The 21,222-nt window shown below is 73.8% G+C and carries 26 protein-coding genes and 2 pseudogenes; 10 read left to right on the top strand and 18 right to left on the bottom strand.

The annotated features are described in order from the left end of the window. Positions 1–27 precede the first annotated feature (27 nt). Genes BJF81_RS06320 through BJF81_RS06310 form a run of 3 tightly spaced genes read left to right on the top strand, consistent with a single transcriptional unit; the run spans position 28 to position 2,539 of the window. Entirely contained in the window at positions 28–1,035 is a 1,008-nt protein-coding gene (locus BJF81_RS06320; RefSeq protein ID WP_075957566.1) for a GNAT family N-acetyltransferase, read from the top strand. 21 nt (positions 1,036–1,056) lie between these two features. Beyond that, positions 1,057–1,881, top strand: a complete 825-nt coding sequence (locus tag BJF81_RS06315; protein WP_075957565.1) for an alpha/beta fold hydrolase — start codon at positions 1,057–1,059, stop codon at positions 1,879–1,881. 37 nt (positions 1,882–1,918) lie between these two features. Further along, the gene (locus BJF81_RS06310; protein ID WP_075957661.1) at positions 1,919–2,539 is read left to right on the top strand and encodes an L-threonylcarbamoyladenylate synthase; all 621 of its coding nucleotides are present in this window, start codon (positions 1,919–1,921) and stop codon (positions 2,537–2,539) included. A gap of 19 nt (positions 2,540–2,558) precedes the next feature. Here BJF81_RS06310 and BJF81_RS06305 read toward each other — a convergent pair whose 3' ends face one another. Then, positions 2,559–2,816 (bottom strand): metal-sensitive transcriptional regulator, encoded by a 258-nt coding sequence (locus BJF81_RS06305; protein ID WP_075957564.1) that lies wholly within the window; start codon positions 2,814–2,816, stop codon positions 2,559–2,561. Between the two features lie 105 nt (positions 2,817–2,921). On the opposite strand from BJF81_RS06305, the gene BJF81_RS06300 reads away from it, so the two are divergent. Next, positions 2,922–4,289 carry an MBL fold metallo-hydrolase gene (locus BJF81_RS06300; protein WP_075957563.1) on the top strand — a complete coding sequence of 456 codons (1,368 nt, stop codon included), beginning with the start codon at positions 2,922–2,924 and terminating at the stop codon, positions 4,287–4,289. 72 nt (positions 4,290–4,361) lie between these two features. Here the strand turns inward: BJF81_RS06300 and BJF81_RS06295 are convergent, their stop codons facing one another. From BJF81_RS06295 to BJF81_RS06255, 8 genes and pseudogenes are all read right to left on the bottom strand, one after another. Beyond that, the gene (locus BJF81_RS06295) at positions 4,362–4,703 is read right to left on the bottom strand and encodes a hypothetical protein (RefSeq protein ID WP_075957562.1); all 342 of its coding nucleotides are present in this window, start codon (positions 4,701–4,703) and stop codon (positions 4,362–4,364) included. Between the two features lie 102 nt (positions 4,704–4,805). Beyond that, complete coding sequence (locus tag BJF81_RS06290) at positions 4,806–5,948, bottom strand: methyltransferase domain-containing protein (protein ID WP_075957660.1); 1,143 nt, start codon at positions 5,946–5,948, stop codon at positions 4,806–4,808. Positions 5,949–6,009: 61 nt separating this feature from the next. Next, the gene (locus BJF81_RS06285) at positions 6,010–6,528 is read right to left on the bottom strand and encodes a DoxX family protein (RefSeq protein ID WP_083664024.1); all 519 of its coding nucleotides are present in this window, start codon (positions 6,526–6,528) and stop codon (positions 6,010–6,012) included. A gap of 10 nt (positions 6,529–6,538) precedes the next feature. Beyond that, complete coding sequence (locus tag BJF81_RS06280; RefSeq protein ID WP_075957561.1) at positions 6,539–6,967, bottom strand: HIT family protein; 429 nt, start codon at positions 6,965–6,967, stop codon at positions 6,539–6,541. 9 nt (positions 6,968–6,976) lie between these two features. Next, a complete protein-coding gene (locus BJF81_RS06275) occupies positions 6,977–7,357 on the bottom strand; it encodes a hypothetical protein (RefSeq protein WP_075957560.1) in 381 nt (126 codons plus the stop codon). Between the two features lie 78 nt (positions 7,358–7,435). Next, positions 7,436–7,822, bottom strand: coding sequence for a four-helix bundle copper-binding protein (locus BJF81_RS06270; RefSeq protein WP_075957658.1), 387 nt, complete (start codon positions 7,820–7,822; stop codon positions 7,436–7,438). Positions 7,823–8,037: 215 nt separating this feature from the next. Then, positions 8,038–8,631: pseudogene (gene trxA, locus BJF81_RS21410) on the bottom strand (thioredoxin); the annotation flags it as partial. 33 nt (positions 8,632–8,664) lie between these two features. Further along, positions 8,665–9,171 carry a DUF3817 domain-containing protein gene (locus BJF81_RS06255; protein WP_075957559.1) on the bottom strand — a complete coding sequence of 169 codons (507 nt, stop codon included), beginning with the start codon at positions 9,169–9,171 and terminating at the stop codon, positions 8,665–8,667. A gap of 100 nt (positions 9,172–9,271) precedes the next feature. On the opposite strand from BJF81_RS06255, the gene BJF81_RS06250 reads away from it, so the two are divergent. Next, positions 9,272–9,667 (top strand): VOC family protein, encoded by a 396-nt coding sequence (locus BJF81_RS06250; protein ID WP_075957558.1) that lies wholly within the window; start codon positions 9,272–9,274, stop codon positions 9,665–9,667. Positions 9,668–9,680: 13 nt separating this feature from the next. Further along, positions 9,681–9,995, top strand: coding sequence for a TraR/DksA family transcriptional regulator (locus tag BJF81_RS19270; protein ID WP_075957557.1), 315 nt, complete (start codon positions 9,681–9,683; stop codon positions 9,993–9,995). 730 nt (positions 9,996–10,725) lie between these two features. Here BJF81_RS19270 and BJF81_RS06240 read toward each other — a convergent pair. Then, positions 10,726–11,616 (bottom strand): hypothetical protein, encoded by an 891-nt coding sequence (locus BJF81_RS06240; protein WP_075957556.1) that lies wholly within the window; start codon positions 11,614–11,616, stop codon positions 10,726–10,728. A 91-nt stretch (positions 11,617–11,707) separates the two neighbouring features. On the opposite strand from BJF81_RS06240, the gene BJF81_RS06235 reads away from it, so the two are divergent. Beyond that, positions 11,708–12,061, top strand: coding sequence for a hypothetical protein (locus BJF81_RS06235; RefSeq protein ID WP_143780692.1), 354 nt, complete (start codon positions 11,708–11,710; stop codon positions 12,059–12,061). A 16-nt stretch (positions 12,062–12,077) separates the two neighbouring features. Here the strand turns inward: BJF81_RS06235 and BJF81_RS06230 are convergent, their stop codons facing one another. Both BJF81_RS06230 and BJF81_RS06225 read right to left on the bottom strand, forming a co-directional pair. Beyond that, positions 12,078–12,896, bottom strand: a complete 819-nt coding sequence (locus BJF81_RS06230; RefSeq protein ID WP_075957554.1) for a class I SAM-dependent methyltransferase — start codon at positions 12,894–12,896, stop codon at positions 12,078–12,080. A 43-nt stretch (positions 12,897–12,939) separates the two neighbouring features. Continuing rightward, positions 12,940–13,686: an NUDIX hydrolase gene (locus tag BJF81_RS06225; protein ID WP_075957553.1), complete on the bottom strand. Its 747-nt coding sequence runs from the start codon at positions 13,684–13,686 to the stop codon at positions 12,940–12,942. Positions 13,687–13,797: 111 nt separating this feature from the next. On the opposite strand from BJF81_RS06225, the gene BJF81_RS06220 reads away from it, so the two are divergent. The 3 genes from BJF81_RS06220 to BJF81_RS06210 all read left to right on the top strand — a co-directional run bounded on the left by BJF81_RS06220 (position 13,798) and on the right by BJF81_RS06210 (position 16,638). Continuing rightward, positions 13,798–14,181: a single-stranded DNA-binding protein gene (locus BJF81_RS06220; protein WP_075957552.1), complete on the top strand. Its 384-nt coding sequence runs from the start codon at positions 13,798–13,800 to the stop codon at positions 14,179–14,181. Between the two features lie 10 nt (positions 14,182–14,191). After that, the gene (locus BJF81_RS06215) at positions 14,192–15,049 is read left to right on the top strand and encodes a D-hexose-6-phosphate mutarotase (protein WP_075957551.1); all 858 of its coding nucleotides are present in this window, start codon (positions 14,192–14,194) and stop codon (positions 15,047–15,049) included. Positions 15,050–15,156: 107 nt separating this feature from the next. Continuing rightward, a complete protein-coding gene (locus BJF81_RS06210; RefSeq protein ID WP_075957550.1) occupies positions 15,157–16,638 on the top strand; it encodes an AI-2E family transporter in 1,482 nt (493 codons plus the stop codon). Positions 16,639–16,752: 114 nt separating this feature from the next. On the opposite strand, the gene BJF81_RS06205 is transcribed toward BJF81_RS06210, so the two are convergent. The 6 genes and pseudogenes from BJF81_RS06205 to BJF81_RS20280 all read right to left on the bottom strand — a co-directional run bounded on the left by BJF81_RS06205 (position 16,753) and on the right by BJF81_RS20280 (position 21,122). Continuing rightward, positions 16,753–16,935: a CsbD family protein gene (locus tag BJF81_RS06205; protein WP_075957549.1), complete on the bottom strand. Its 183-nt coding sequence runs from the start codon at positions 16,933–16,935 to the stop codon at positions 16,753–16,755. A 151-nt stretch (positions 16,936–17,086) separates the two neighbouring features. Beyond that, the gene (locus tag BJF81_RS06200) at positions 17,087–17,443 is read right to left on the bottom strand and encodes an RNA polymerase-binding protein RbpA (protein ID WP_075957548.1); all 357 of its coding nucleotides are present in this window, start codon (positions 17,441–17,443) and stop codon (positions 17,087–17,089) included. 200 nt (positions 17,444–17,643) lie between these two features. After that, positions 17,644–18,207 carry an FxsA family protein gene (locus BJF81_RS06195; RefSeq protein ID WP_237770058.1) on the bottom strand — a complete coding sequence of 188 codons (564 nt, stop codon included), beginning with the start codon at positions 18,205–18,207 and terminating at the stop codon, positions 17,644–17,646. Continuing rightward, positions 18,204–19,033: pseudogene (locus tag BJF81_RS06190) on the bottom strand (polyprenol monophosphomannose synthase). The gene BJF81_RS06195 and the pseudogene BJF81_RS06190 overlap by 4 nt, the downstream one beginning before the upstream one ends. After that, complete coding sequence (gene lnt, locus BJF81_RS06185; protein ID WP_075957547.1) at positions 19,030–20,640, bottom strand: apolipoprotein N-acyltransferase; 1,611 nt, start codon at positions 20,638–20,640, stop codon at positions 19,030–19,032. The pseudogene BJF81_RS06190 and the gene lnt overlap by 4 nt, the downstream one beginning before the upstream one ends. A gap of 353 nt (positions 20,641–20,993) precedes the next feature. Next, positions 20,994–21,122, bottom strand: coding sequence for a hypothetical protein (locus BJF81_RS20280; RefSeq protein WP_269087311.1), 129 nt, complete (start codon positions 21,120–21,122; stop codon positions 20,994–20,996). Between the last annotated feature and the right edge of the window lie 100 nt (positions 21,123–21,222).

Below are 21,222 nucleotides of genomic sequence, written 5' to 3'. Positions count from 1 at the left end.
GCGGACGGGCGGCGCACACTGGTCCCCATGCACGACACCCAGCACCCCGACGCCCGGGCCGGCGCCGCCCCCACGAGCCCGTCCACGGCATACCGGTGGGGCTCCCTCGGCCCGGACGACGTCGAGGCGTGGTCCCGCCTGGTCAACCACGTCGCCGAGGTCGACGGCACCGAGGAGTTCTACCAGCCGGAGGACCTCGCCGAGGAGCTCACCGGGCACGGGGTCGACCCGGCCCGCGACACCTGGGCCGTGTGGGCGGGGGAGGAGCTGGTCGCCTGGACGGCCGTCGGCTGCCCGACGACCCCCGACCACGAGGGCCACGGGCGGGCCCACCTCGAGGGCGGGGTGCATCCCGACCACCGGGGGCGGGGCCTGGGACGGGCGCTGATGGACGTCGCGGAGCCCCGCGCCGCCCAGCTGGTGGCCGAGCGGCACCCGGGCCGCCCCGGCCACCTGTCCGTCGGCGCCGGCCTCGTCGGGTCCTCCGCCCAGGCGATGCTGCGCCGCCGGGGGTATGCCGACGTGCGCTGGTTCGACATGCTCGCCCGTCCGCTGGACGGCGTGCCCGACGTCCCGCAGGTTCCGGCGGGGGTCCGCCTGACCGCTCCGGGGCCCGAGCACGAGGACGCGGTCCGCGAGGCCCACAACCTGGCCTTCCAGGACCACTGGGGCTCCGGACCGGTGGCTCCCGAGCCCTGGCACGAGCGCTGGGTCGCCCGCTCGGCCCGCCCGTCCCTGTCGACCCTGGCCGTGGACGAGGAGGGCCGGGTGCTCAGCTACGTCCTCGTCGGCGAGTGGGTCGAGCGGCACGCCTACGTCAACCTCGTCGGGACCGTGCCGGCCTGGCGGGGCCGGGGCCTGGCGGCGACCTGCCTGGTCCGCACCATCCGGCAGTCCGTTGACGCGGGCAGCTACGACGTGGTCGAGCTGGACGTCGACTCCGACAGCCCCACCGGGGCGACGCGGCTCTACGAGCGGCTGGGCTTCCGTCGCACGCTGCAGACGGTGGCGATGCGCCGTGCGCTGCCGCTGTGAGGGGCCAGTAGGCTCGACCGGGTGAGCAGCCCATCCTCCGCCGCCGGTCCCGCCGGTCCGGCCGGTCTGCACAGCACGCTCGTCGGCGAGCAGGGGCCCGTGGTGGCCTTCTGCCACGGCCTGTTCGGCCGGGGCCGCAACTTCGGGGCCATCGCCAGGGCCCTGGAGCCGGACTACCGCAGCCTGCTGGTCGACATGCCCGACCACGGCCGCTCCCGGTGGACCGACGCCTTCGACTACGCCGGCGCCGCCGAGCTCGTGGCCGAGCACCTGCGGGGGACGGTCGCCGCGGACGGTCCCGTGCACGTGGTCGGGCACAGCATGGGCGGCAAGATCGCGATGACCATGGCGCTGGCCCACCCCGACCTGGTCGACCACCTCGTCGTCGTCGACGTCAGCCCGGTCGGGTCGGGGGCCGTGGGCGAGTTCGAGCACCTGCTGGACTCCCTGGCCCGGATCGACCTGGACAGCGTCGAGAGCCTGGGCGACGCCGACGCGCAGCTGGCCCAGGACGTCCCGCAGAAGAGCCTGCGAGGCTTCCTCCTGCAGAACCTGCGCCAGGACCCCGCCGGCGGACGCCTCGCGTGGCAGCCCAACCTGACCATGCTGCGCCGGGACCTGGCCAGGATCACCTCCGACATCCCCCACGGCGGCCGGACCTTCGAGGGCCCCGTGCTGTGGGTGGGCGGCTCGGACTCGGACTACATCCAGGACGAGAACGTGCCCGGGATGCGCGAGCTGTTCCCCCAGACCCGCCGGGTCACCGTCAAGGACGCCACCCACTGGGTGCACTCGCAGAAGCCGGAGGTCTTCACCGCGGCCGTGCGGCGCTTCCTCGCCACCTGACCTGCAGCGGCCCGGGAGCTGTCCTACAGTGGGCCGCATGGCCCGCTTCGTGGACATCCACCCGGTGGATCCCCAGCCGCGGCTGGTGGCACAGGTGGCGGACATCCTCCGGGACGGCGGGCTGGCCGCCCTGCCGACGGACGCCTGCTACACCCTGGCGGCGCGGCTGGGCGACCCGGAGGCCCGGCGCCGCATCATCGAGATCCGGCACCTGGACGAGCGGCACCACTTCACCCTGCTGTGCGCCGACTTCGCCCAGCTGGGGCACGTCGTCCACCTCGACAACGCGGTGTTCCGGGCCGTGAAGGCGGCCACGCCGGGCTGCTACACCTTCATCCTGCCGGCCACGCCCGAGGTCCCCCGCCGGCTGCTCCACCCGAAGAAGCGCACGGTGGGGGTACGCATGCCCGACCACCGCATCTGCCAGGCTCTGCTGGCGCAGATGGGGGAGCCCCTGCTCACGAGCACGCTGCTGCTGCCGGGGGAGGAGGAGCCGATGACCTTCGGCTGGGAGGTCAAGGAACGGCTGGACCACGCGCTCGACGTCGTCGTCGACGGGGACGTCACGGGCTGCGAGCCGACGACGGTGGTGGACCTGTCCCAGGGCTACGCCGAGATCGTGCGGGAGGGAGCCGGGGACCCGGCACCGTTCCGGTGAGCAGGGCACCGGCCGGGGCTCAGGCCAGGCTGAGGAAGAGCTTCTCCATCTTCTTGACGTCCACGTCGCCGTCCTCGCTGGCCATGCACTGGCGCAGCCCCTCGGCGATGATCGCGTACCCCGCCCGGTCGATCGCCTTGCCCACGGCGGCGAGCTGGGTGACGACGTCGTCGCAGTCCCGGCCCTCCTCGAGCATGCGGATGACCGCCGCCAGCTGCCCGTGGGCACGGCGCAGTCGGGTGGTGGCGGGCTTGACGGACTCGGGCGACAGTTCCACGCACCCCAGACTACCTACCCGGGCGATCGTGTTCTCCATACCCCCTAGGGTATCCTGTTCCATCACGAACGCCAAGTGGCCACCCACCACCCCCCAGGAGGACCCATGACCGCTCCCACCGTGCTGACCATCGAGACCACGTCGTTGGGCGACCGCAGCTACCTGGTCCACGACGGCCAGGTCGCCTTCGTCGTCGACCCCCAGCGTGACGTCGACCGGGTGCTCTCGCTCGCCGAGAGCGAGGGGGTGCGCGTCACCCACGTGTTCGAGACGCACATCCACAACGACTACGTCACCGGGGGCTACGCGCTGGCGCAGCGGACCGGGGCCGCCTACCACGTCAACGCCGAGGACGACGTCTCCTTCGAGCGGGACGCGATCCGCGACGGCGAGGTGGTCGAGGTGTCCGAGAGCCTGCGGGTGCGCGCCATCTCCACGCCCGGCCACACCTTCACCCACCTGTCCTACGCCCTCGAGGGCGAGCACCCCTACGTCTTCACCGGCGGGTCGCTGCTCTTCGGCTCCACCGGCCGTCCCGACCTGCTCGGGCAGGACCACGCCGAGGAGCTCGCCCGGCTGCAGCACGGCTCGGCCCACCGGCTGGTCAAGGAGCTGGACGGGAGCACCGAGGTCATGCCGACCCACGGCTTCGGCTCGTTCTGCTCGGCCACCCAGACCGAGGGTGACGAGTCGACGCTGGCCAAGGAGCAGGAGACCAACCCGGCGCTGCTGAAGGACGTCGAGGAGTTCGTCCGCGAGACGCTCGACGGGCTGGACCTCTACCCGGCCTACTACGCACATATGGGACCGGCCAACGCCGCCGGCCCGTCGGAGCCGGACCTGGAGCTGCCGTCGCGGGCGGACAAGGAGGTGCTGCGCGAGCGGCTGACGGCGGGGGAGTGGGTCGTGGACCTGCGCACCCGCCAGGCCTTCTCGGCGGGCCACGTCCCGGGCACCTACAACTTCGGCCTGGACGGGCAGTTCTCCACCTGGCTCGGCTGGATGATCCCCTGGGGCACTCCGGTCACCCTCCTGGGCGAGAGCGAGGAGCAGGTCGCCGAGGCCCAGCGCGAGCTGGTGCGCATCGGCATCGACGAGCTGGCCGGCCAGGCCACCGGCGAGCCGCGCGACTGGACCGACGGCGAGCTGGGCACGATCACCAGCGCCACCTTCGCCGACCTGGCGCAGGTCCGGCACCACCGCGAGGTGAGCGTCCTCGACGTCCGCAACCCCAAGGAGCACGAGGAGTCGCACGTGGCGGGCGCGGTCAACATCCCCCTGGGTCAGCTGCCCCAGCGCCTCGACGAGGCGCCGCAGGGCGAGGTCTGGGTGCACTGCGCCAGCGGCTACCGCTCCTCGATCGGGGCCTCCTTCCTGGCCGCCCACGGCCGCCAGGTGGTCGCCCTGGACGACGACTTCGACGAGCAGGCGGGCAAGGTCGGGCTGCCGCTGGAGGGCTCGGCCGCGTCCTGACGCCGACCCCCGCGTCACGCGCGAGGCGCCAGCCCCCCGGTCGGGGGTGCCGGCGCCTCGTCGTCGGTGCGGTCAGTCCACGGGCTGCCAGGTCAACGACTCGCTCCGCCCCAGGCTGGCCCCGACCTCCTCGCCGGCGACCTGCTTGATGTGCTCGAGGCGCTCGACGGTCGGACCGTCGGCGGTGAACTCCAGCCCGGTGCGGCCCTGGTCGTCGCCCTCGACGACCCGGATGCGCAGCACGCCGCCCTCGCGGAAGGGGATCGTGTAGCCGTCCTGCTCGCGCAGGGAGCCCCGGTGCAGCCCGGCCTCGTCCATCACCTGCTCCAGGCGTTCCTGCGGCGCATCGACCGCGAGGAACGCGGTACTGCGCTCGTGCGCGCCCTCGGGGACGGCGTCGAACGTGTTCGGCATCGGTGGCACCAACTTCCTTGTCGTCCAGGTCCAGGACCGTCATTCTCGCACCAGCCCCCGCCCGAGGGGCACCGGCCCCGCCGGGGAGGTCGACTCCGGGGGTCAACGCCGTTCCAGCTCGACGAGCACCTCGGCGTGGGCGGTCTGGGGAAACATGTCGAACAGCCGGGCGCGCCCCACCCGGTAGCCGGGCATGAGGGCCAGGTCGCGCGCGAGGCTGACCGGGTTGCAGGAGGAGTAGAGCACCCGCGGCACCCGCGCGGCCTCCAGGTCGGCGGCCAGCGCACCGATGCCCCGCCGGGGAGGGTTGACCACGACCAGGTCGGGCGGGGCCTCGCCCGTGGGCCGGCGACCGGGGGAGAGGTATGCCGTCGCGTCCCCGACCTCGAACCGCACCGGTCCGCGACCTGCCAGGGCGGCCGCGCCGACGCGGGCGCTGGCCACGGCGTCCGCGGACGCCTCGACCCCGAGCACCTCCCGGCCGGGGCCGGCCGCGTGCAGGGCGAACCCCCCGACGCCGCAGAACAGGTCCCACAGCACCTCGGGCGAGGCCTCCTCGATCCAGGTGCGCGCCTGCCGGTAGAGGGCGGCGGCCATCGGTGTGCTCGTCTGGAAGAAGCTGCGCGGCCGCAGGTGCAGGGTGAGGTCGTCGATCCTCATGGGCAGCGTGGACTCCGCCGTCAGCACCTCCTCGTCCGGCCCCTCGAGCACGGCCTTGTGCTCGGGCTGGAGGTTGACGCTGACGACCCGGGTGCCCGGCAGCCGGGAACGCAGCTCGGGCAGCAGCTCCAGCACGCGGCGACGTTGCCCGGGCGAGCGCAGGACGAGGCGGACCATGAGCTCACCGTCGGGGGAGCGGGTCATCAGCACGTGCTTGAGCTCGCCCTGACGGCCCGGTACGTCGTAGGGCGTCAGACCGGCCTCGCCCAGGAGGTCGGGCAGCGCCAGGACCGCCTCGGCCAGGCCCGGTTCGTAGAGGCCGCACCTGCGCAGGTCCACGCCCCGGCCGTCGCCGTCGAGGATGCCGACGGTGGGAGCACCGCGCCGGCCGCCCACGGCCAGCTTGGCCTTGTTGCGGAACCCCGCCTCGCGGTTCGCCTGCGGCGCGTGCCAGGCGGACGCCGGGACGTGCGCCTCCAGGCTGCGCGCTGCCCGGGTCTGCTTGTCCGCCAGCTGCCCGGCGTACGGGGTGCCCATAAGGGTGCACGAGCGACAGGCCCCGGCGTCGTAGTAGTCGCACTGCACCGACCCAGGGTAGAGCGGCCCCACGGGACGGGGGACCCTCGGCGGGGTCAGGGCAGGCGGTTCATGGCCTGCCGGTCGCACGCATGGCGTCCAGCGACCAGCGGCCCGCCCCGGTGAAGACCAGCGGGAGGGCGAGCGCCAGGTAGAGCAGGGAGTCCTCGCCGGTCGGGGCACCGCCCTCGCCGAGGACCGTGTAGTCCAGCCGCGGGTAGACGGTGAGCACCCACGTGGCCGCCATCATGGCCGCGAGCAGGAACGCCGCCGGGCGGGTGAACAGGCCCAGCGCCAGCAGGACGGGCAGGGCCACCTGGCCCAGCAGGACCATCCAGGCGACCAGCTCGGGGGCCTGCGCGCCGAGGACGTGGTCGTCGACGTCGCGGACCCACGCCGGCAGGTCGACGGCCTTGTCGAGGCCGCGGGTGACCAGCAGCAGGGTGCCCAGCCGCAGCAGGAGCAGTCCCAGGTCCAGGCTGCGGGCGTGCACCTCCGGGACGGGGAACCCGTCCAGGTCGGCCCAGTCGTCGTGCACGTCGTGGTGGTAGTCCTCGGGCCCGGGGTCCTCACGGGGCTCGGCCTGCATGTCGTGGGCCTCAGTCCTGCCCCGGGACCTCGTCGGACCAGCCCTGCCCCCGCAGCGTCCGGCGCAGGGCCTGCGCGTCCTGCGCGAGGTCGTCGGCCGGGCGGGGTCGCTTGCGGGCCAGGTCGAAGTCGTCCGCGGTCCGGGCGGGGAAGACGTGCACGTGCGCGTGCGGGACCTCGAAGCCCTGGACGATGACCCCGACGCGGGGGGCGTCGAAGGCGACCTGCTGGGCCCGCCCGATCCGGGCGGCCACGTCGGTGAGGTGGGCCAGGACCTCACCCGGCAGGTCGACCCAGTGGTCGACCTCGACCCGGGGGACCACCAGGGCGTGACCGGGCGTCAGCGGCTCGATGTCGAGGAACGCCGCGCAGACCTCGTCGCGCCAGACCAGCTGGGCGGGGATCTCACCGTCGATGATCTTCGTGAAGAGCGTGGCCATCCACGCACCCTAGTGCGCCCCCTCGCCGGCGGCGGGCAGCGACGGGCCGCGGGAGCAGAACCAGGCGGCCAGGGCGTATCCGCCCGCGAACAGCACGGTCAGGCCGAGGAGGTCGCCGAGGGAGACGCCGGGGGAGCGGTGCAGCCCCAGGGCGAGCACGACCGCGGTGGCCGCGAGGACAGTCCCGGCGGCCGCGGCGAACGCGTACGTCATACCCCTCGGTCGCAGGCGGACGGAGACCGCACCCACGAGCGCGACCACCGCTGCCCCCACGTACAGCAGGTCGACGGGCCCACCGGGCCCGACAATGCCGAGGGCCCCAGCGCCGAGGATGAGCAGGAGGGTGGTCGTCGCCGCCACGACGAGGCCGGCGCGGGAGGAGCCGGTCATGGTCCGACGCTAGCCCGCGGACCGTGAGGGCCGGGGGTACGGGAGGTGAGGGTCCGGTGAAGAACGACCCCCGGCCTGTCAGTCGGCGACGCCGAGGAGGGTCTGGCAGGCGTCGGCGCAGTCGCGGCACGCCTGGGCGCACTGCTGGCAGTGGTCGTGCTCGTGGCTCGAGCACTCCTCCGCGCACTCGCGGCAGACGGCGATGCAGGCCTCGACCACGGACCGCCAGGAGTCGCCGTTGGGACCGGGCCGGGAGAGGATCTCGGCGGTCGTGCGACAGATGGCGGCGCACTGGGTGCACAGGTCGATGCAGCGGACCATGCCCTCGACGTGGTCGCCGTGCAGGCAGGAGTCCGCGCAGGTCCCGCAGGTGGACGCGCACCGACTCGCCGCGTCGATGGCGGCCCGCAGCTGGGGCAGGTCGAAGGTGTCCTTGGCCGGGTGGGTGCTGAGGATGTCGTCCATGGCACCGACGGTAGGGGCGGCGGGCGACCCCCGCATCTCGGGGTCGCCCGCCGGCGTCTCGTGCACGTCGGCGCCCCGGGGACGCCGGTGGTACGGGTCCGGTCAGGCCTGCGCGGTGGCGTGGGGCCCGGGCACGAGCTCACGCCCGGGGGCGCCATCGCCCAGCCCTGGGTCCCGCCGGCCACGGAGTAGGCCTCCACGCCCGCGCGGCGGAGCAGCTGGCTGCTCGACTGGCTGCGGTTGCCCGTGGCGCAGATGACGTAGACCGGCTCGTCCTTGGGCAGCTCGTCGGCCTTCTCGGCCACCGTGCGCATCGGCACCAGCTGGGCCCCGGACAGGTGGCCCGCGCGGTACTCGGCCGGCTCGCGCACGTCGACGAGGGTCACCTCGCCCTCCTCGTAGATCCGGGCGAAGTCCTCGGCCGAGATCTCCAGCGGCTTGTCCTGCAGGGCCTGCTGCGCCGCCACCTGGGCGCGCACGTCGTCCATGTCCAGGCCGCGCACGGCCTGGACGACCTGCTCGAGGGCCGCCGGGGGCAGGGCGCCGGCCTGGGCGAAGACGGGGATACCGTCGCGGAAGGCCATGAGGGTCGGGATGGAGCTGATGCCCGCCGCCGCGGCCAGCTCACGCTCCGCCTCGGTGTCGACCTTGCCGAAGGTGATGTCTGGGTGCTGCTCGGACGCGGCCTCGTAGACGGGCGCGAACTGCTTGCACGGGCCGCACCAGTCGGCCCAGAAGTCGACGAGGACGATGCCGTCCGCGGTGATGGTGGACTCGAACGAGGACACGGTGAGGTCAGTGGTCGCCATGCCCCACATCATACCCCCTGGGGTATATGGGTCTCAAACTGCGGCGGGCGGGCGGAGCGGTTCCGGACCGGCGAACCACTGCGTCGGCGGCCCCAGGGCCAGCAGGAGCACGAACACCCCCACCACGGCGACGAGGCCCACCAGCACGGCGAGCACGGGGCGCCGCAGCCCGGCCGCGACCAGACGCCCGGCCGGCCCGGCGGGGGCGCCGGCCTGGAGCAGACGCCACCGGTCGCCGAGCAGGCCACGCCGCTCGGCGCTGCGCTCGAACGGCACGGTGGCGTAGGGGACCACCGCCGAGGCCAGTCCCAGGGCCAGGTCCCGCACCGACCAGCGCTGGTCGACCGCCACGACCAGGGTGACGAGGACGTAGGCGAGGAAGACGAAGCCGTGCACACCGCCGCCCACCCGGACCGGCAGGTGCCCGGCGTCCAGCAGGTAGGTCGCGACCATGCCGACGAGAAGGAGGGTCCAGGTGACCATCTCGGCGGCGGCGAGGGTGCCGTAGACGCGGCGCGGACGGGGGAGCGGGGCTGACATGGGGCCTTCCGGTCGGGCGGACCATCGTCCCACGGCGCAGGTGGGACCCCTGCCGAGGCACCCCCTACCAGCCCGGGCCGTCCGGGGCTACGGTCGAGTCATGATCGCCGCGCTCCACACCCTGGTCTACTCCGACGACCCCGTCGCCACCCGGGCCTTCTTCCGCGACGTGCTGCGGCTGCCGCACGTGGCCGACGACGTGCCCGAGGGTCAGCCCGAGTGGCTGATCTTCCGCACCGGCCCCAGCGAGCTGGGCGTCCATCCCACCACTGGCCCCGGAGGGTTCGAGGTGCCGCGCCACCACGCGATCTCGCTCCTGTGCGACGACCTGGCGGCCACGATGGCCGAGCTGGCCGCCCGCGGCGCCGAGTTCGCCACCGAGCCGGTCGAGCGCCGCTTCGGGACCGAGGTGTGGCTGCGGGTCCCGGGTGCCGACGACATGATGCTCTACCAGCCCAGCCACGAGGTCGCCCACGACCTGCCACCGGCGGGGTGAGGCAGCTGGTCCCATGACGGTGGGGGAGCGACTGGCGGCCAAGGAGGCCGAGGTGAGGACCCGGCTGGAGGAGCTGACCGGGGCCCAGGAGGGGCACGCCAGGGCTGCGTTGGCGCGGTGCCTGGGGGAGAGCGAGCCTCTGGTCGTCGACCGGTCCACCGCGGTGACGGCCCACGAGAGCCTCGGCCGGCTGCTCGAGGAGGTACGGCTGGCCCGGACCCGGCTGGACGAGGGCAGCTACGGCCGCTGCGCGGTGTGCGGTGAGCCGATCCCGCAGGGTCGGCTGGAGGCGCGCCCGTGGGCGACGACCTGCCTGCAGCACGGCTGACCCACGGCTCACCGGCGGCTTCGGCCGTCCACGTCGCCGCGGCGATCCGCACCTGCAGCGACCTCCGGCTCCTACGGCGGGTTCCTACCCGCTGCAGGAACAGGTTTCCGCCGTAGGTCGAGCAGGACTGCTCCGCGGAGCACCGGACGCAGGGCTGCTCCGCGGAGCACCCGACATGCCCCGGCGCGGCACGAACCGCCGGGCGCGTCCGTCGCCCGTCGTCCCCGTGCTAGGTCGACGCGGAGTCCGAGTGGTGCGCCCGGTAGGAGCGGTAGAGGCGGGCCAGGAAGGCCTCGAGCTCGGCCGCCAGATCGTCGTCCATGGTGGGGAAGGAGAAGGTCGCCTTACCAGTGCGGCGTTTCCTGACGTCGGCGACGACTCCTCGAGGGCCTCCGGCCAGGTCTCGACGGCGACCGCGTAGAGGCTGACCTTGCCTGCGCTGCGCCCGACCGCGACGAAGTAGTCGTGCCCGCCGGAGCCGGGCCACCTCAACGACGGCATGCCGCAGATCGTGGCGTCCTCGAGCTCCTCCCGATACGGATCGAGCAGCGCCCAGATCCGTTCCTCGACCATGTCGAGATCCGTCATGGGAGCAGCATAGAAGTCGTGGCCGCGACGCGTGGCCGAGATGGTCCAGGGGAGCGTCGAACGGTCCGCAGGTCGCCCGCAGGGGCAGGCACCGCAGATCGGCCTTCCGCGACTTACTTTACATAATGTCGCTTATCGGCGTTTACTCAGTCTGACCGGAGCGTGGCACCGAGGCGCCCTCCACGCCCTGGATGCGGACCATGTCCATCGGCGTCAGCACGCCGGCGGAGCGGTGCGGGACCATCTCCATGACGCTCATGTAGAGGGCCTGGTCGACGTGGCCCTCGAACTCCACCGGGCGCGGGCTGACGGCCAGGACCGTCGCGGCCACGCACGCGGACGCGGCGGTCTCGGCCACCGGGTGTCCTGGCCAGACCTCGACCAGGTTCGGCACGAGGACGCCGTCGATCTCGGCGGTCATCATGGTGGCGGCGACCACGTGGCCGTCGCCGTCACGAGCGACGAAGCTGGACTCCCGGTCGAGCCTCTCCGCGAACCACCGGCGGAACTTCTCGCGCGTCGCGTCCGCGTCCTTGACGGGCAGGAAGCCCTCGTGCGCCGGCACGTAGGCGACCATCCACAGGTCGAGCAGCTGCTCCACCGTGAAGTCCGTGGCAGGGGTCAGCGTCAGCCGCTCCAGTTCCGCCGCGGACAGACGCTCGTGGGACCAGGCGAGCACGTCCGGGTGGTCGGTGGGGATCGCCCCCGGGGGCAGGCTCTGCATCACCTCGACGTGGCCGACCACGGCGACCGCCTCCGCCTTGGGCGTGCCCGGCACGACGCGCAGCATCACCGGTCGATCGTCCTCGGCGACCAGTGCCTTCAGCAGGTCGGCGCCCCGTCCCGGCCGGCAGGCCAGCTCGACCAGGTCCACGTCGTCGTCCGGAGCGCCGCGCCGTCGCAGCCCGGCGGCGACCACCTCGCCGTCGACCTCCTCGACGAGACTACGGCTCTCGCCGAGGTCGGCGTCGGGCTCCATCCACGGCGCACCGTCGACGGGCAGGTCGGACACGAGGCAGGGTCGCACGGTCATGCTGCACCGTGGCACCGCGGGAGTGGCCCTCGCAAGATCCTGACCTTTTCCGGCCGGACCCGACGCGCACGTGGGCGCTACGGTGGGTGCCGTGCCGCCCGACCCTCAGCATCGAGAGCAGCCCGTGGGCATCGACGGGCTGCTCGCCGCGGGGCTGGTGACCGTGGCCGCGGTCCTCGTGCTGTCGACCGGCTGGCCCTCCGACGACGTCCTCGGACTGGCGTTCCTGACGGCCTGGATGTCCGGGGGCTGGGCGGTGCTGAGCCGGTCGGCGTCCGGCCTCCAGGAGCTGGGCGGCACTGGTCTGCTGCTCCTGCTGACCGTCGCCGGCACCACCACGCAGCAGCCCTGGGCGGCCGAGGCGGCGTGGCTCGCCGGGCTGACCACGGTGGTGCTGGCCCTGAAGCACTGGGCCCGACGTTCTCCGGCGGGGTCCTCGGCGTAGGCGGCCGCCCGCCCGGTCACGGTGGTCGACGGCCGACCGCCAGCAGGTGCGGGCTGCGCTCCGCCAGCGCGTCGAGCACCGTCGGACGTCCGACGAGCTGCTCCTCCAGGCGCTCGACCAATTCCACGGCGAGCTCCACGAGCCGGGCGTCCTCGGCGACGAGCTCCAGCGCCCCGGTTCCCGGACCCTCGAGACCGTGCACGACCACGTCCGTGAACCCCGCGGCCGTCACCTCCTGACGCAGCTGGGCGACCGAGTGCAGGTGTCCCCCGGGGAATCCGCCGTGCGTGCTGAACCAGACACCTGTTCTAAGAATCTCCAGGTCGGCCTGACCCAGGTCGGGGAAGCCCCGGGTGGTCACGGCCTCGGTGAACGCCGTGAGCCGACCGATCCCCTGGGCGAACAGCGCCCCGCCGGGCCGCAGGACCCGGCGGGCCTCGGCCAGGGCGGTAGCCCGGTCGGCGGCGGAGACGAGGTGGTAGAGCGGACCCAGCAGCAGGACCGCGTCGAAGGAGGCGTCCGCCGAGGGCAGGTCGCGGGCATCCCCGACGAGGGCGCTGAAGGTGTCCACCTCGGCGGCCCTGGCCACCTGGGCCGGGACGGGGTCCAGGAGGGTGACCTCGTGCCCGTCGTCGGCCAACCACCGGCTGTGCACCCCGGTCGCACCACCGACGTCCAGCACCCGTGAGCCCGGGGCGAGGACGCGTCGCACGAGCCGCCGGGTGCGCTCGACCTCGACCCGTCCGTCGACGGACGAGCCCGTCCTGGCGTCCTCGTCGAACGTCCCGGTGTAGAACTCTCGGATGGCCTCGTCGAGACGGTGCTGGACGCCCATGGGTCTGGACACTACCGGCGCCTCCGAGGCACCGGCCGGGCGTCTAGCGCCAGGCGAAGACGGGCTGCTCGAAGTGGTGGACCGGGTCGGGGCGCCCCTGCAGGCCCAGCCACCCCAGCTGCAGCACCACCGCCGCGGTCGGGGCGTGCCCGACCTCGTCCCCGAGGACGAGCTCCACGAGGGGCCGCTCGCTCTGCGGGATGCGGGTGAAGCGGGGCGAGTCCTCGCGCAGCAGGTGGTGCAGGCCGACCCGGAAGACCGCCTGGACCTCACCGGGGTCGGGGCGCAGCTCCCCCGCTCCCCCGGCCCACAGCACCACCGGCGTCATCACGAAGCCGGACCGGGTCTCGTAGTCGTCCAGGAGCCCCAGCACGTCCTCCTCCCCCAGCCGCAGACCGACCTCCTCCTCGGTCTCCCGCAAGGCTGCCGTGACGACGTCCTCGCCAGGGTCCAGCCGTCCACCGGGAAGCGCGTACTGGCCGCCGTGGCGGCGCAGCCGGGGCGGTCGCCGGCACAGCAGGAACGCCGCTCCCCCGTCCGCCCGGTCCAGCCGGTCCCCCAGCAGCGCCGGGTCGTGCACCGGACGTCCCCCGGCGTCCCGTGCCTCCGTCCGCGCGCCGCCGGGGACCGAGTCCACCAGGACCAGCGCCACGGCCGCGTGGCGACGGTCGCCGAGGGAGGCCACCCGCCGCCGGTGTCCGGCCAGGTGGCCGGTCACCCGGTCGCGCAGGACGTCGTCGTACGGCAGTGGCGCCGGCCACGTCCTCCTCCCCACCGGCTGACCCTCCATCTGCGCCACCGTAGCCGACCCACGTCCACAGCCCCGCCTGACCGCCGCCGGCCGTCCACATCCGCGGTCCTGCGCCTTCCCGACCCGCACCCGGCCACGCACGCTGGACCCATGACGCGCACGACGAGGTCCGGGAGCACGGCGGCGACGACCGCGAGCGGGTCGGAGGGGGTCAACGATGTCCACCTCATGGGGCGCGTCAGCGGCGCCCCGGTCCCGCGGGAGCTGCCCAGCGGGGACCAGCTCGTGCAGTTCCGGCTGGTGGTGCCGCGGCCAGGCCGGGACGGGGACCGCGCACGACGGCAGGTGGACACCATCGACGTCGCCTGCTGGTCCGCCCGGACCCGGCGCACCGCCCTCCGTCTGCCGGACGGTCAGCAGGTGGAGGTCCGGGGCAGCCTGCGCCGCCGCTTCTTCGGCACCGCCGGCGGACGGGCGTCGCGCTACGAGGTGGAGGCGCTCGCGGTCCGTCGGGTCCGTGCGGGCGAGGCCTAGGGTGGAGCCCATGACGCTGACCCCGCACCTCCACGTCGAGGGCCCCTCCCGGCTCGTGGCCTACGACTTCGGCGCCCACCTCGCGGAGTGGACCGTTGACGGGCTGCCCGTCGTCTGGCTGAGCGGGCACGCCCGCCTGGACGGCTCGCGGCCGATCCGCGGCGGGGTGCCGATCTGCTTCCCGTGGTTCGCGGACGGGCCCGAGGGGGGCCTTCGCCCCAGCCACGGGCTGGTGCGGAGCACCTCCTGGACCGCCGTCGAGCCCCAGGACGACGAGGTCCGGGCCTGGCGGATCGCGCGGGAGGACGTCGCCGGCTCCCCCGGGTCCGAGCACGTGCCAGGGGACTTCGAGCTGCGGTATGCCGTCGCGCTCGGCGGCAGCGCTCAGGAACCGGTCCTGGACCTCGCGCTGCGGGTGCACAACCCCGGCGACGACGAGCTGTCCGTGGAGGTGGCCCTGCACACCTACCTCCACGTGGGGGACGTCCGCGAGATCACCGTCCTCGGGCTGGAGGAGGCCACCTACCTGGACAAGGTGACCGGCCGGGAGGAGACGCAGGACGGTCCGGTACGCCTGCAGGGAGAGACGGACCGGGTCTACGACCGCAGCGGACCGGTGGTGGTCGAGGACCGCACCACCCTGCGGGCCCTGCACGTCGTGCCGAGGGGCGCGGCCCAGACCGTGCTGTGGAACCCCTGGGCCGACAAGGCGGCGCAGCTCGAGGACCTGGGCGACGAGGAGTGGCTGCGGTTCGTGTGCGTGGAGACCGCGGCCCGGGGCGAACGCTCGCTGCGGCTGGCCCCCGGTGAGAGCGTGGAGGTGGGCACCCGCGTCGCCCCCACCCCGACCGGCACCGAGGGCGGCTGAGCCGCAGACATCGTCCACATCCGGACCTGTCCCGGCAGCCCGGCCGCGGTCCGGATGGGACACTGGGGCGTCGGCGACCGCCGGCCCGAGAGCGATCAGGAGTGGGGATGCCCGATTCGGACCTGCACAAGGAGACCCAGGAGGTCTCCTCGGCCAGCGTGCGCGTGGAACGACCGGCCGAGGAGGCCGGCCACCGCCCGCCGACCGTTCCGGGAAGCCAGCAGCCGCCGCTGGGCCGGCCCGAGGAGACGACCAACGTCGGCGTGGACCGGGGTCAGGTCATCGGCGTGGGGATGAAGGCCGTCGCCGACTGGAGCCTGCGTTTCCTCTTCGTGGCGGCGGCCCTATGGGTCCTCTGGTGGATCCTCGGCAAGGTCTGGGTGGGGGTCCTGCCGATCATCCTGGCGCTCATCGTCTCCACCGTCCTGTGGCCCGTCGTCGCCTTCCTGCGCCGCAAGCGCGTCCCGGCCGCGCTTGCCACGGTGATCACCGTGCTGTTCGCCTTCGGGCTGGTCGGCGGCGTGATCTCCGCGCTGGCGCCGTCGGTGGCCAGCCAGTCGCAGGAGATCTTCGACCAGGCCTCCGAGGGCATCGGGCAGGTCCAGGACTGGCTGGACGGCCCTCCGCTCAACCTCGAGGCCGCCCAGGTCGAGAGCTACGTCGACCAGGGCATCGACTGGCTGCGGGAGCAGAGCACCCAGGCGGCCGGCTACGTGGCCTCGGGGGTGGGCGCCGTGGGCTCCGCGCTCGTGACCCTGGCGATGGTCCTCGTGCTGACCTTCTTCTTCCTCAAGGACGGGCCGGACTTCCTGCCGTGGCTACGCCGGACCGCAGGCCGCACGGCGGGCCGTCACCTCACCGAGGCGCTCACCCGGGTCTGGAACACCCTGGGCGGGTTCATCCGTACGCAGGCCATCGTCAGTGCCGCCGACGCCGTGCTGATCGGCATCGGCCTGCTGATCCTGCAGGTCCCGCTGGCGCTCGCGCTGGCCGTCCTGACCTTCTTCGGCGGGTTCATCCCCATCGTCGGGGCCTTCATCGCGGGCGGGTTGGCGATCCTCGTCGCGCTCGTGACCCAGGGCTTCACGACCGCCGTCTGGGTGCTGCTGCTCGTCCTGGCCGTGCAGCAGATCGAGGGCAACGTGCTCCAGCCGATGCTGCAGGGTCGCAGCATGCAGATGCACCCCGGAGTGATCCTGCTGGCGGTCGCCGGCGGTGGGACGCTGTTCGGCATCGTCGGCGCGTTCCTGGCCGTGCCGGTCGCCGCCTCGGTCGTGGTGCTCCTGCGCTACCTCAGCGAGCAGGTCGACCTGCGCACCGGAGACCTGCACACCGAGGACCTCGCGGTCACCACCCCCGAGGGTGCGGTGGCCGCCGCCCGCGCCGAGCATGCTGCACCGCTCTACCGGGCGAAGGCCGCCCGGGAGCAGGAGCAGGAGGAGCGCACCATCCAGGAGGCCACCACCGAGGAGCGGCGGCGCATCCGCCTCCCGGGGCTGCGGCGGCGCGGGGCGACCCGGGCCACCGGTGCGGGGACCTCGGGCGAGCGGCCTTCCACCGACGACGAGCAGGACTCCCCCGCCCGTTGACCTGCGTCCGGGGCGGCCCCGGACGCAGGAGGACCCACCGGCCCTGACGGGCGGTGGGTCCTCCTGCGACCCTGGCGGGCCGTGCGTCCGGCCGGGCCGGACGTCGTCGTGGCGTCAGCGGGTGGCGTCGTTGAAGCCGTCCTTGACGTTCTCACCGGCCTTCTTGGCGCTGGCGGACATCTGGTCCCCCTTGCCCTCGGCCTCCATGCGCTCGTTGTCGGTGGCGTCGCCGACGCCCTCCTTGACCTTGCCCTTGGCGTCCTCGGCGGCGTTCGAGATCTTGTCTCCCAGTCCCATGGTTCATTCCTCTCAGGTGGGCTGAACGTACCCTCCTACCCTGCCCCATCCTGGGCGGTGCGCAACCTGAGACGAGCGCAGCCGTGCCACCGGGAACCACGACGCCCGGACCTGACGGTCCGGGGCCGTGGGGGTATGCGGTGGGGCTGGCTCAGGCGCTGCGGCGCCGGGGCTTCTCGCCCCGCTGGGTGCGCAGGAGGTCCAGGCGCTCCTCCAGCAGCTCCTCCAGCTCGGGGATCGAGCGCCGTTCCAGCAGCATGTCCCAGTGGGTGCGCTGGTGCTTGGTGGCCTTGGCCTCCGGCTCGGGGCCGTCGACGAGCTTGGCGTCCAGGCCGCAGCGGCACTCCCACAGCGGCGGGATCTCCGCCTCCACCGAGAACGGCAGCTCGCTGATGTGCCCGTCGGGGCAGACGTAACGGGTGATCTGGCGCTCACTGAAGGTGACGCCCTCGTCGCTCTCGAACGACAACCAGCTCAGGTTGGTTCCGCGCAGGGACCTCTCAGCCATGTGCACTCCCCTCGTGTCCGGGACACGTGATTAGGATCGGGTCGGTCGTGTGACTCTGTGGGTGACAACGCCTGCCACGGTCACGGTGTTCCCCTCGGCTGCCCGCATGAAGGTGCGCCCGGGACGTCCGGGTCGGCTGCAGGGGGACATTTCATCATAGCGGCGCCCCTGCCGCGGGGCCAGTCGTGCTGGTCGGAGGCCTATTCCTCCAGGCGTGGGCGTCCCGGGGCGGTGGTTCCCGGTGGCGGGGTCTCCTCGACCACCTCGCCCTCGATGACCTCTCCCCCGCCCCGACGCGTCCGCGTCGGGGAACCCCACGACGTGTCCGCGGCCCCGGGGCCGCCGACCATGCCGGCGGTGACCCTGTCGGCCTGGCGGGCGACGGCAGCCTGGAACAGCCGCCGGGCCGTGGGTCGGGTGAAGGGCAGCACCGCGGCCAGGCCCAGCAGGTCGCTGACGAATCCGGGCAGCACCAGGAGGAAGGCGCCGATCATCACGAGGATGGCGTCGGTCACCTCGTCGGCCGGCGGCCTGCCCGAGCGCACCGCCTCCTGCAGGGCCCGGTAGGTCCGGCCGGACTCGCGACGGCCCAGCCAGGCCCCGACGAGGCCCACGCCCACGACCAGCGCCAGGGTCCACCAGAACCCGATCTGCTGGCCCACGAGGACGAGCACGACGAGTTCCACCAGGGGCAGCGCGAGCATTCCGATCAGCAGCCAACGCAGGGCGCCGCGGCGACGGGGCGGGGTGGGACGGGTGGTCACAGGTGGTCCTCCTCGAGGTGGTGCCACCTGGGTGAACGCCGCGGACCGCCCCGACGTTCCCCGGCCCCCGTGCCACCCAGGATCCGGCGGACCTGACGCCAGCGGCGTCGCGCGCCCCAGACCCCCACGCGCACGGCGGCCTCCCGCACGATGGCGTCGTCCATCTTGGAGGTCCCCACCTCGCGCTCGACGAAGGTGACCGGCACCTCCACCACCCGCAGACCCTGGTCGAGCGCACGGAGGGTGAGGTCGACCTGGAAGCAGTAACCCTGCGAGGCGACCGCGGCGGTGTCCATGGCGCGCAGCGCGTCGGCCCGGTAGACCCGGAAGCCGGCCGTCGCGTCGTGCACGGGGATGCCCAGGAGGAGCCGGGCGTAGGTGTTGGCTCCGACCGACAGCGCCCGTCGGTGCACGGGCCAGTTGCGCACGGTGCCACCGGGCACGTAGCGCGAACCCACGACCACGTCGCGTCCGCGGCCGCCGCCAGCAGGTCGGGCAGCTGCTCGGGCTGGTGGGAGCCGTCGGCGTCGATCTCCACCACCGCGTCGTAGCCGCGCGCCAGGGCCCAGGCGAAGCCGGCCAGGTAGGCCGGCCCCAGGCCCTGCTTGCCCGGCCGGTGCAGCACGTGCACCTGCGGGTCCTGGGCGGCGAGCCGGTCGGCGATCCGCCCCGTCCCGTCCGGGCTGTCGTCGTCGAGCACCACGACGTCGGCGGACGGCACGGCTGTGCGGATCCGTCGGACGATGGCCTCGATGTTGCCGGCCTCGTTGTAGGTGGGCACGCACACGCAGACGCGCCGGATCGCCGGCCTGGGGGTCGTGGTCACCGGGGCAGCCTAGCTGCGGGCCGGCTGCCCGCCCCGACCGCGCGCGTCCGGGCCGGCCCGCGGCGCAGCCCCAGGAGGAGGGCCACCACCACCACGGCCGCGGCGACGGGGGGCACCCACGGACCGACGTGGAGGGCCGGGGTGGTCCCCGAGCGCAGCGGCAGCTCCCCCAGGAGCGTGGCCCGGGTGTAGAGGTCGGTCCGCTCGTGCACGCGGCCGTCGGGGGTGATGAGGCCGGACACCCCGACGTTGCTGATGTGCACGACCGACCGGCCGTGCTCCACCGCCCGCACCCGGGAGGCGGCGATGTGCTGGACGGACTGGTGCCCCTCCCCGAACCACGCGTTGCTCGTGGGGACGACCAGGAGGTCGGCCCCGCCGCGGACCACGTCCCGCACGGCAGGGTCGACGACCACCTCGAAGCAGATCCCCAGGCCAAGGTCGACCGTGCGACCGTCCGCCAGCGGGACCGGCATGGTGCCCGGCTCGGTGCCGGCGGACAGGTCGCTGATCCGGTCCACCCACGGGCTCAGGTGGCGCAGCAGCGGACGCAACGGCATGAACTCCCCGAACGGGGCCAGGTAGACCTTGCTGTAGGTGCGGTCCAGCCCCTCCCCGGGCAGGTAGCTGAACACCATGTTGTAGGGGTCCTCGCCGCCCTGCCGCGAGATGCCGCCGAGGACGACCGGGGCGTCGACGGCCTCCACGGCGTCCATGATGCGGGCCGTCGTGCCCTCGCCCCCCTCGGGGTGCAACGGGTCCAGGTCGGTGGCTCCCTCCGGCCAGACCACCAGGTCGGGGGCCGGCCGGCGACCCGCCTCCACGTCCTGCGCCAGGTCGGTGGTCTGCTCGGTGTACCGCTGCAGCATGGTCCCACGCTCGGCCGTCAGGGTCCGGGTGAACCCCTCCGGGATGTCCCCCTGCACGGCCGCGACCGTGACCGGCTCCCCCGCGGTCGGCCGGGGGACGAGCACGGGGACCAGCACGAGCGCGGTCGCGCCGACCAGCGGGAGCCAGGCCGGGCCGAGGGGCCGGCCTGCCCGGGCCGGGGGCCGGTGCGCCTCCCCGGCGGCCGCCGTCCGGTGGACGAGAAGACGGTGGGCGCCGAGTGCGAGCAGCCCTCCGACCAGGGCGACGAGCAGCCCGAGGCCCTCGACGCCGACGACGGACACCGCCCCCAGGAGGGTCGAGTCCGCCTGGCTGAACCCCAGCCGTGCCCAGGGGAAGCCGCCGAACGGGGTGACGGCCCGGGCCTGCTCCATGACCGCCCAGGCGGCTGCGCCGACGAACGGCCGGACCCGACCGCCCCGCTGCAGCAGGGCCAGCACCACGCCGAGCGCCGCGGGGTAGAGGGCGGACGCCACGCTCATGGCGATCCAGGGGGCCAGGCCGGCGTAGGTGCTGGCCCAGGTGAACATCGGGGTGAACCAGGTCAGTCCGAGCCCGAGACCGGCCAGACCGCCGACCCACCAGCGCGTGCCGACGGTGGCCAGCGTGAGGGCTGCCGTGCCCACGAACGCCAGGGGCCAGAGGTCGAAGCCCGGGAAGGCCAGCCACAGCGCCACTCCCCCCAGCACGGAGAGGAGGAGGCGGACCGGGAGGAGCACGAGCCCAGGGTAGGTGTCCCTGGGGCCGTCGCGGAAACTTTCCGAGGCCGCCCAGGACGCGGCCCGGCCCCGGCACCTTTGGGGCCGGTCGTGAGACGGCTGGTGGCCGTCCCCCGACCGTTGTCTACTCGGTGCGCGGGGCCGTGGCTCCCCGACGACTTGCGTCGCGTTCGTGGGGACCTGAAGAACGTAGGCGGCCGTCCGCTCCCCTGTCAACAGCCCCTTGACCTGCGAGGACGAGGCAAACGTGCAGGTCATGCGCACCGATCCGGACAACGTGATCCGCACCTCGAACGGTCTCCTTCCGGCGTGTCGCGCTGGACACGCCGGGGTGCTGCCCTGCGGCCGTCCGGTCAGCCCTGCGGGGGGACGACGACGGTGCCCCGGGCCTTCGTGGCCACCACGACCGGGTCGAGCACCTCGGCGGCCGACCCTCCCCGCGCGGCGTCCCCGCGGGCGACGACCCGGACCTCGAACTCCATCTCCCGGCTGCGGCTGCGACCCGGACCAGCGTCGCGCTGACCTCCACGCAGTCGCCGGCCCGGACGGGGGCGAGGAACTGGACGTCGCTGTAGGAGGCGA

Source organism: Ornithinimicrobium sp. CNJ-824, assembly GCF_001942405.1.
GTDB classification, from domain to species: domain Bacteria; phylum Actinomycetota; class Actinomycetes; order Actinomycetales; family Dermatophilaceae; genus Ornithinicoccus; species Ornithinicoccus kibberensis.
This window is presented reverse-complemented; position numbering and strand designations above follow the sequence as displayed.

Bases quoted from the DNA above. Each gene is read 5' to 3' on its own strand.
- BJF81_RS19270 (WP_075957557.1), top strand. From the start codon at position 9,681: ATGACGGTGGGGGAGCGACTGGCGGCCAAGGAGGCCGAGGTGAGGACC.
- BJF81_RS06295 (WP_075957562.1), bottom strand. From the start codon at position 4,703: ATGCCGAACACGTTCGACGCCGTCCCCGAGGGCGCGCACGAGCGCAGT.
- BJF81_RS06240 (WP_075957556.1), bottom strand. From the start codon at position 11,616: ATGACCGTGCGACCCTGCCTCGTGTCCGACCTGCCCGTCGACGGTGCG.
- BJF81_RS06250 (WP_075957558.1), top strand. From the start codon at position 9,272: ATGATCGCCGCGCTCCACACCCTGGTCTACTCCGACGACCCCGTCGCC.
- BJF81_RS20280 (WP_269087311.1), bottom strand. From the start codon at position 21,122: ATGGAGTTCGAGGTCCGGGTCGTCGCCCGCGGGGACGCCGCGCGGGGA.
- BJF81_RS06205 (WP_075957549.1), bottom strand. From the start codon at position 16,935: ATGGGACTGGGAGACAAGATCTCGAACGCCGCCGAGGACGCCAAGGGC.
- BJF81_RS06200 (WP_075957548.1), bottom strand. From the start codon at position 17,443: ATGGCTGAGAGGTCCCTGCGCGGAACCAACCTGAGCTGGTTGTCGTTC.
- BJF81_RS06255 (WP_075957559.1), bottom strand. From the start codon at position 9,171: ATGTCAGCCCCGCTCCCCCGTCCGCGCCGCGTCTACGGCACCCTCGCC.
- BJF81_RS06270 (WP_075957658.1), bottom strand. From the start codon at position 7,822: ATGGACGACATCCTCAGCACCCACCCGGCCAAGGACACCTTCGACCTG.
- BJF81_RS06285 (WP_083664024.1), bottom strand. From the start codon at position 6,528: ATGCAGGCCGAGCCCCGTGAGGACCCCGGGCCCGAGGACTACCACCAC.
- BJF81_RS06220 (WP_075957552.1), top strand. From the start codon at position 13,798: ATGACGCGCACGACGAGGTCCGGGAGCACGGCGGCGACGACCGCGAGC.
- BJF81_RS06300 (WP_075957563.1), top strand. From the start codon at position 2,922: ATGACCGCTCCCACCGTGCTGACCATCGAGACCACGTCGTTGGGCGAC.
- BJF81_RS06225 (WP_075957553.1), bottom strand. From the start codon at position 13,686: ATGGAGGGTCAGCCGGTGGGGAGGAGGACGTGGCCGGCGCCACTGCCG.
- BJF81_RS06310 (WP_075957661.1), top strand. From the start codon at position 1,919: ATGGCCCGCTTCGTGGACATCCACCCGGTGGATCCCCAGCCGCGGCTG.
- BJF81_RS06210 (WP_075957550.1), top strand. From the start codon at position 15,157: ATGCCCGATTCGGACCTGCACAAGGAGACCCAGGAGGTCTCCTCGGCC.
- BJF81_RS06215 (WP_075957551.1), top strand. From the start codon at position 14,192: ATGACGCTGACCCCGCACCTCCACGTCGAGGGCCCCTCCCGGCTCGTG.
- BJF81_RS06275 (WP_075957560.1), bottom strand. From the start codon at position 7,357: ATGACCGGCTCCTCCCGCGCCGGCCTCGTCGTGGCGGCGACGACCACC.
- BJF81_RS06230 (WP_075957554.1), bottom strand. From the start codon at position 12,896: ATGGGCGTCCAGCACCGTCTCGACGAGGCCATCCGAGAGTTCTACACC.
- BJF81_RS06280 (WP_075957561.1), bottom strand. From the start codon at position 6,967: ATGGCCACGCTCTTCACGAAGATCATCGACGGTGAGATCCCCGCCCAG.
- BJF81_RS06320 (WP_075957566.1), top strand. From the start codon at position 28: ATGCACGACACCCAGCACCCCGACGCCCGGGCCGGCGCCGCCCCCACG.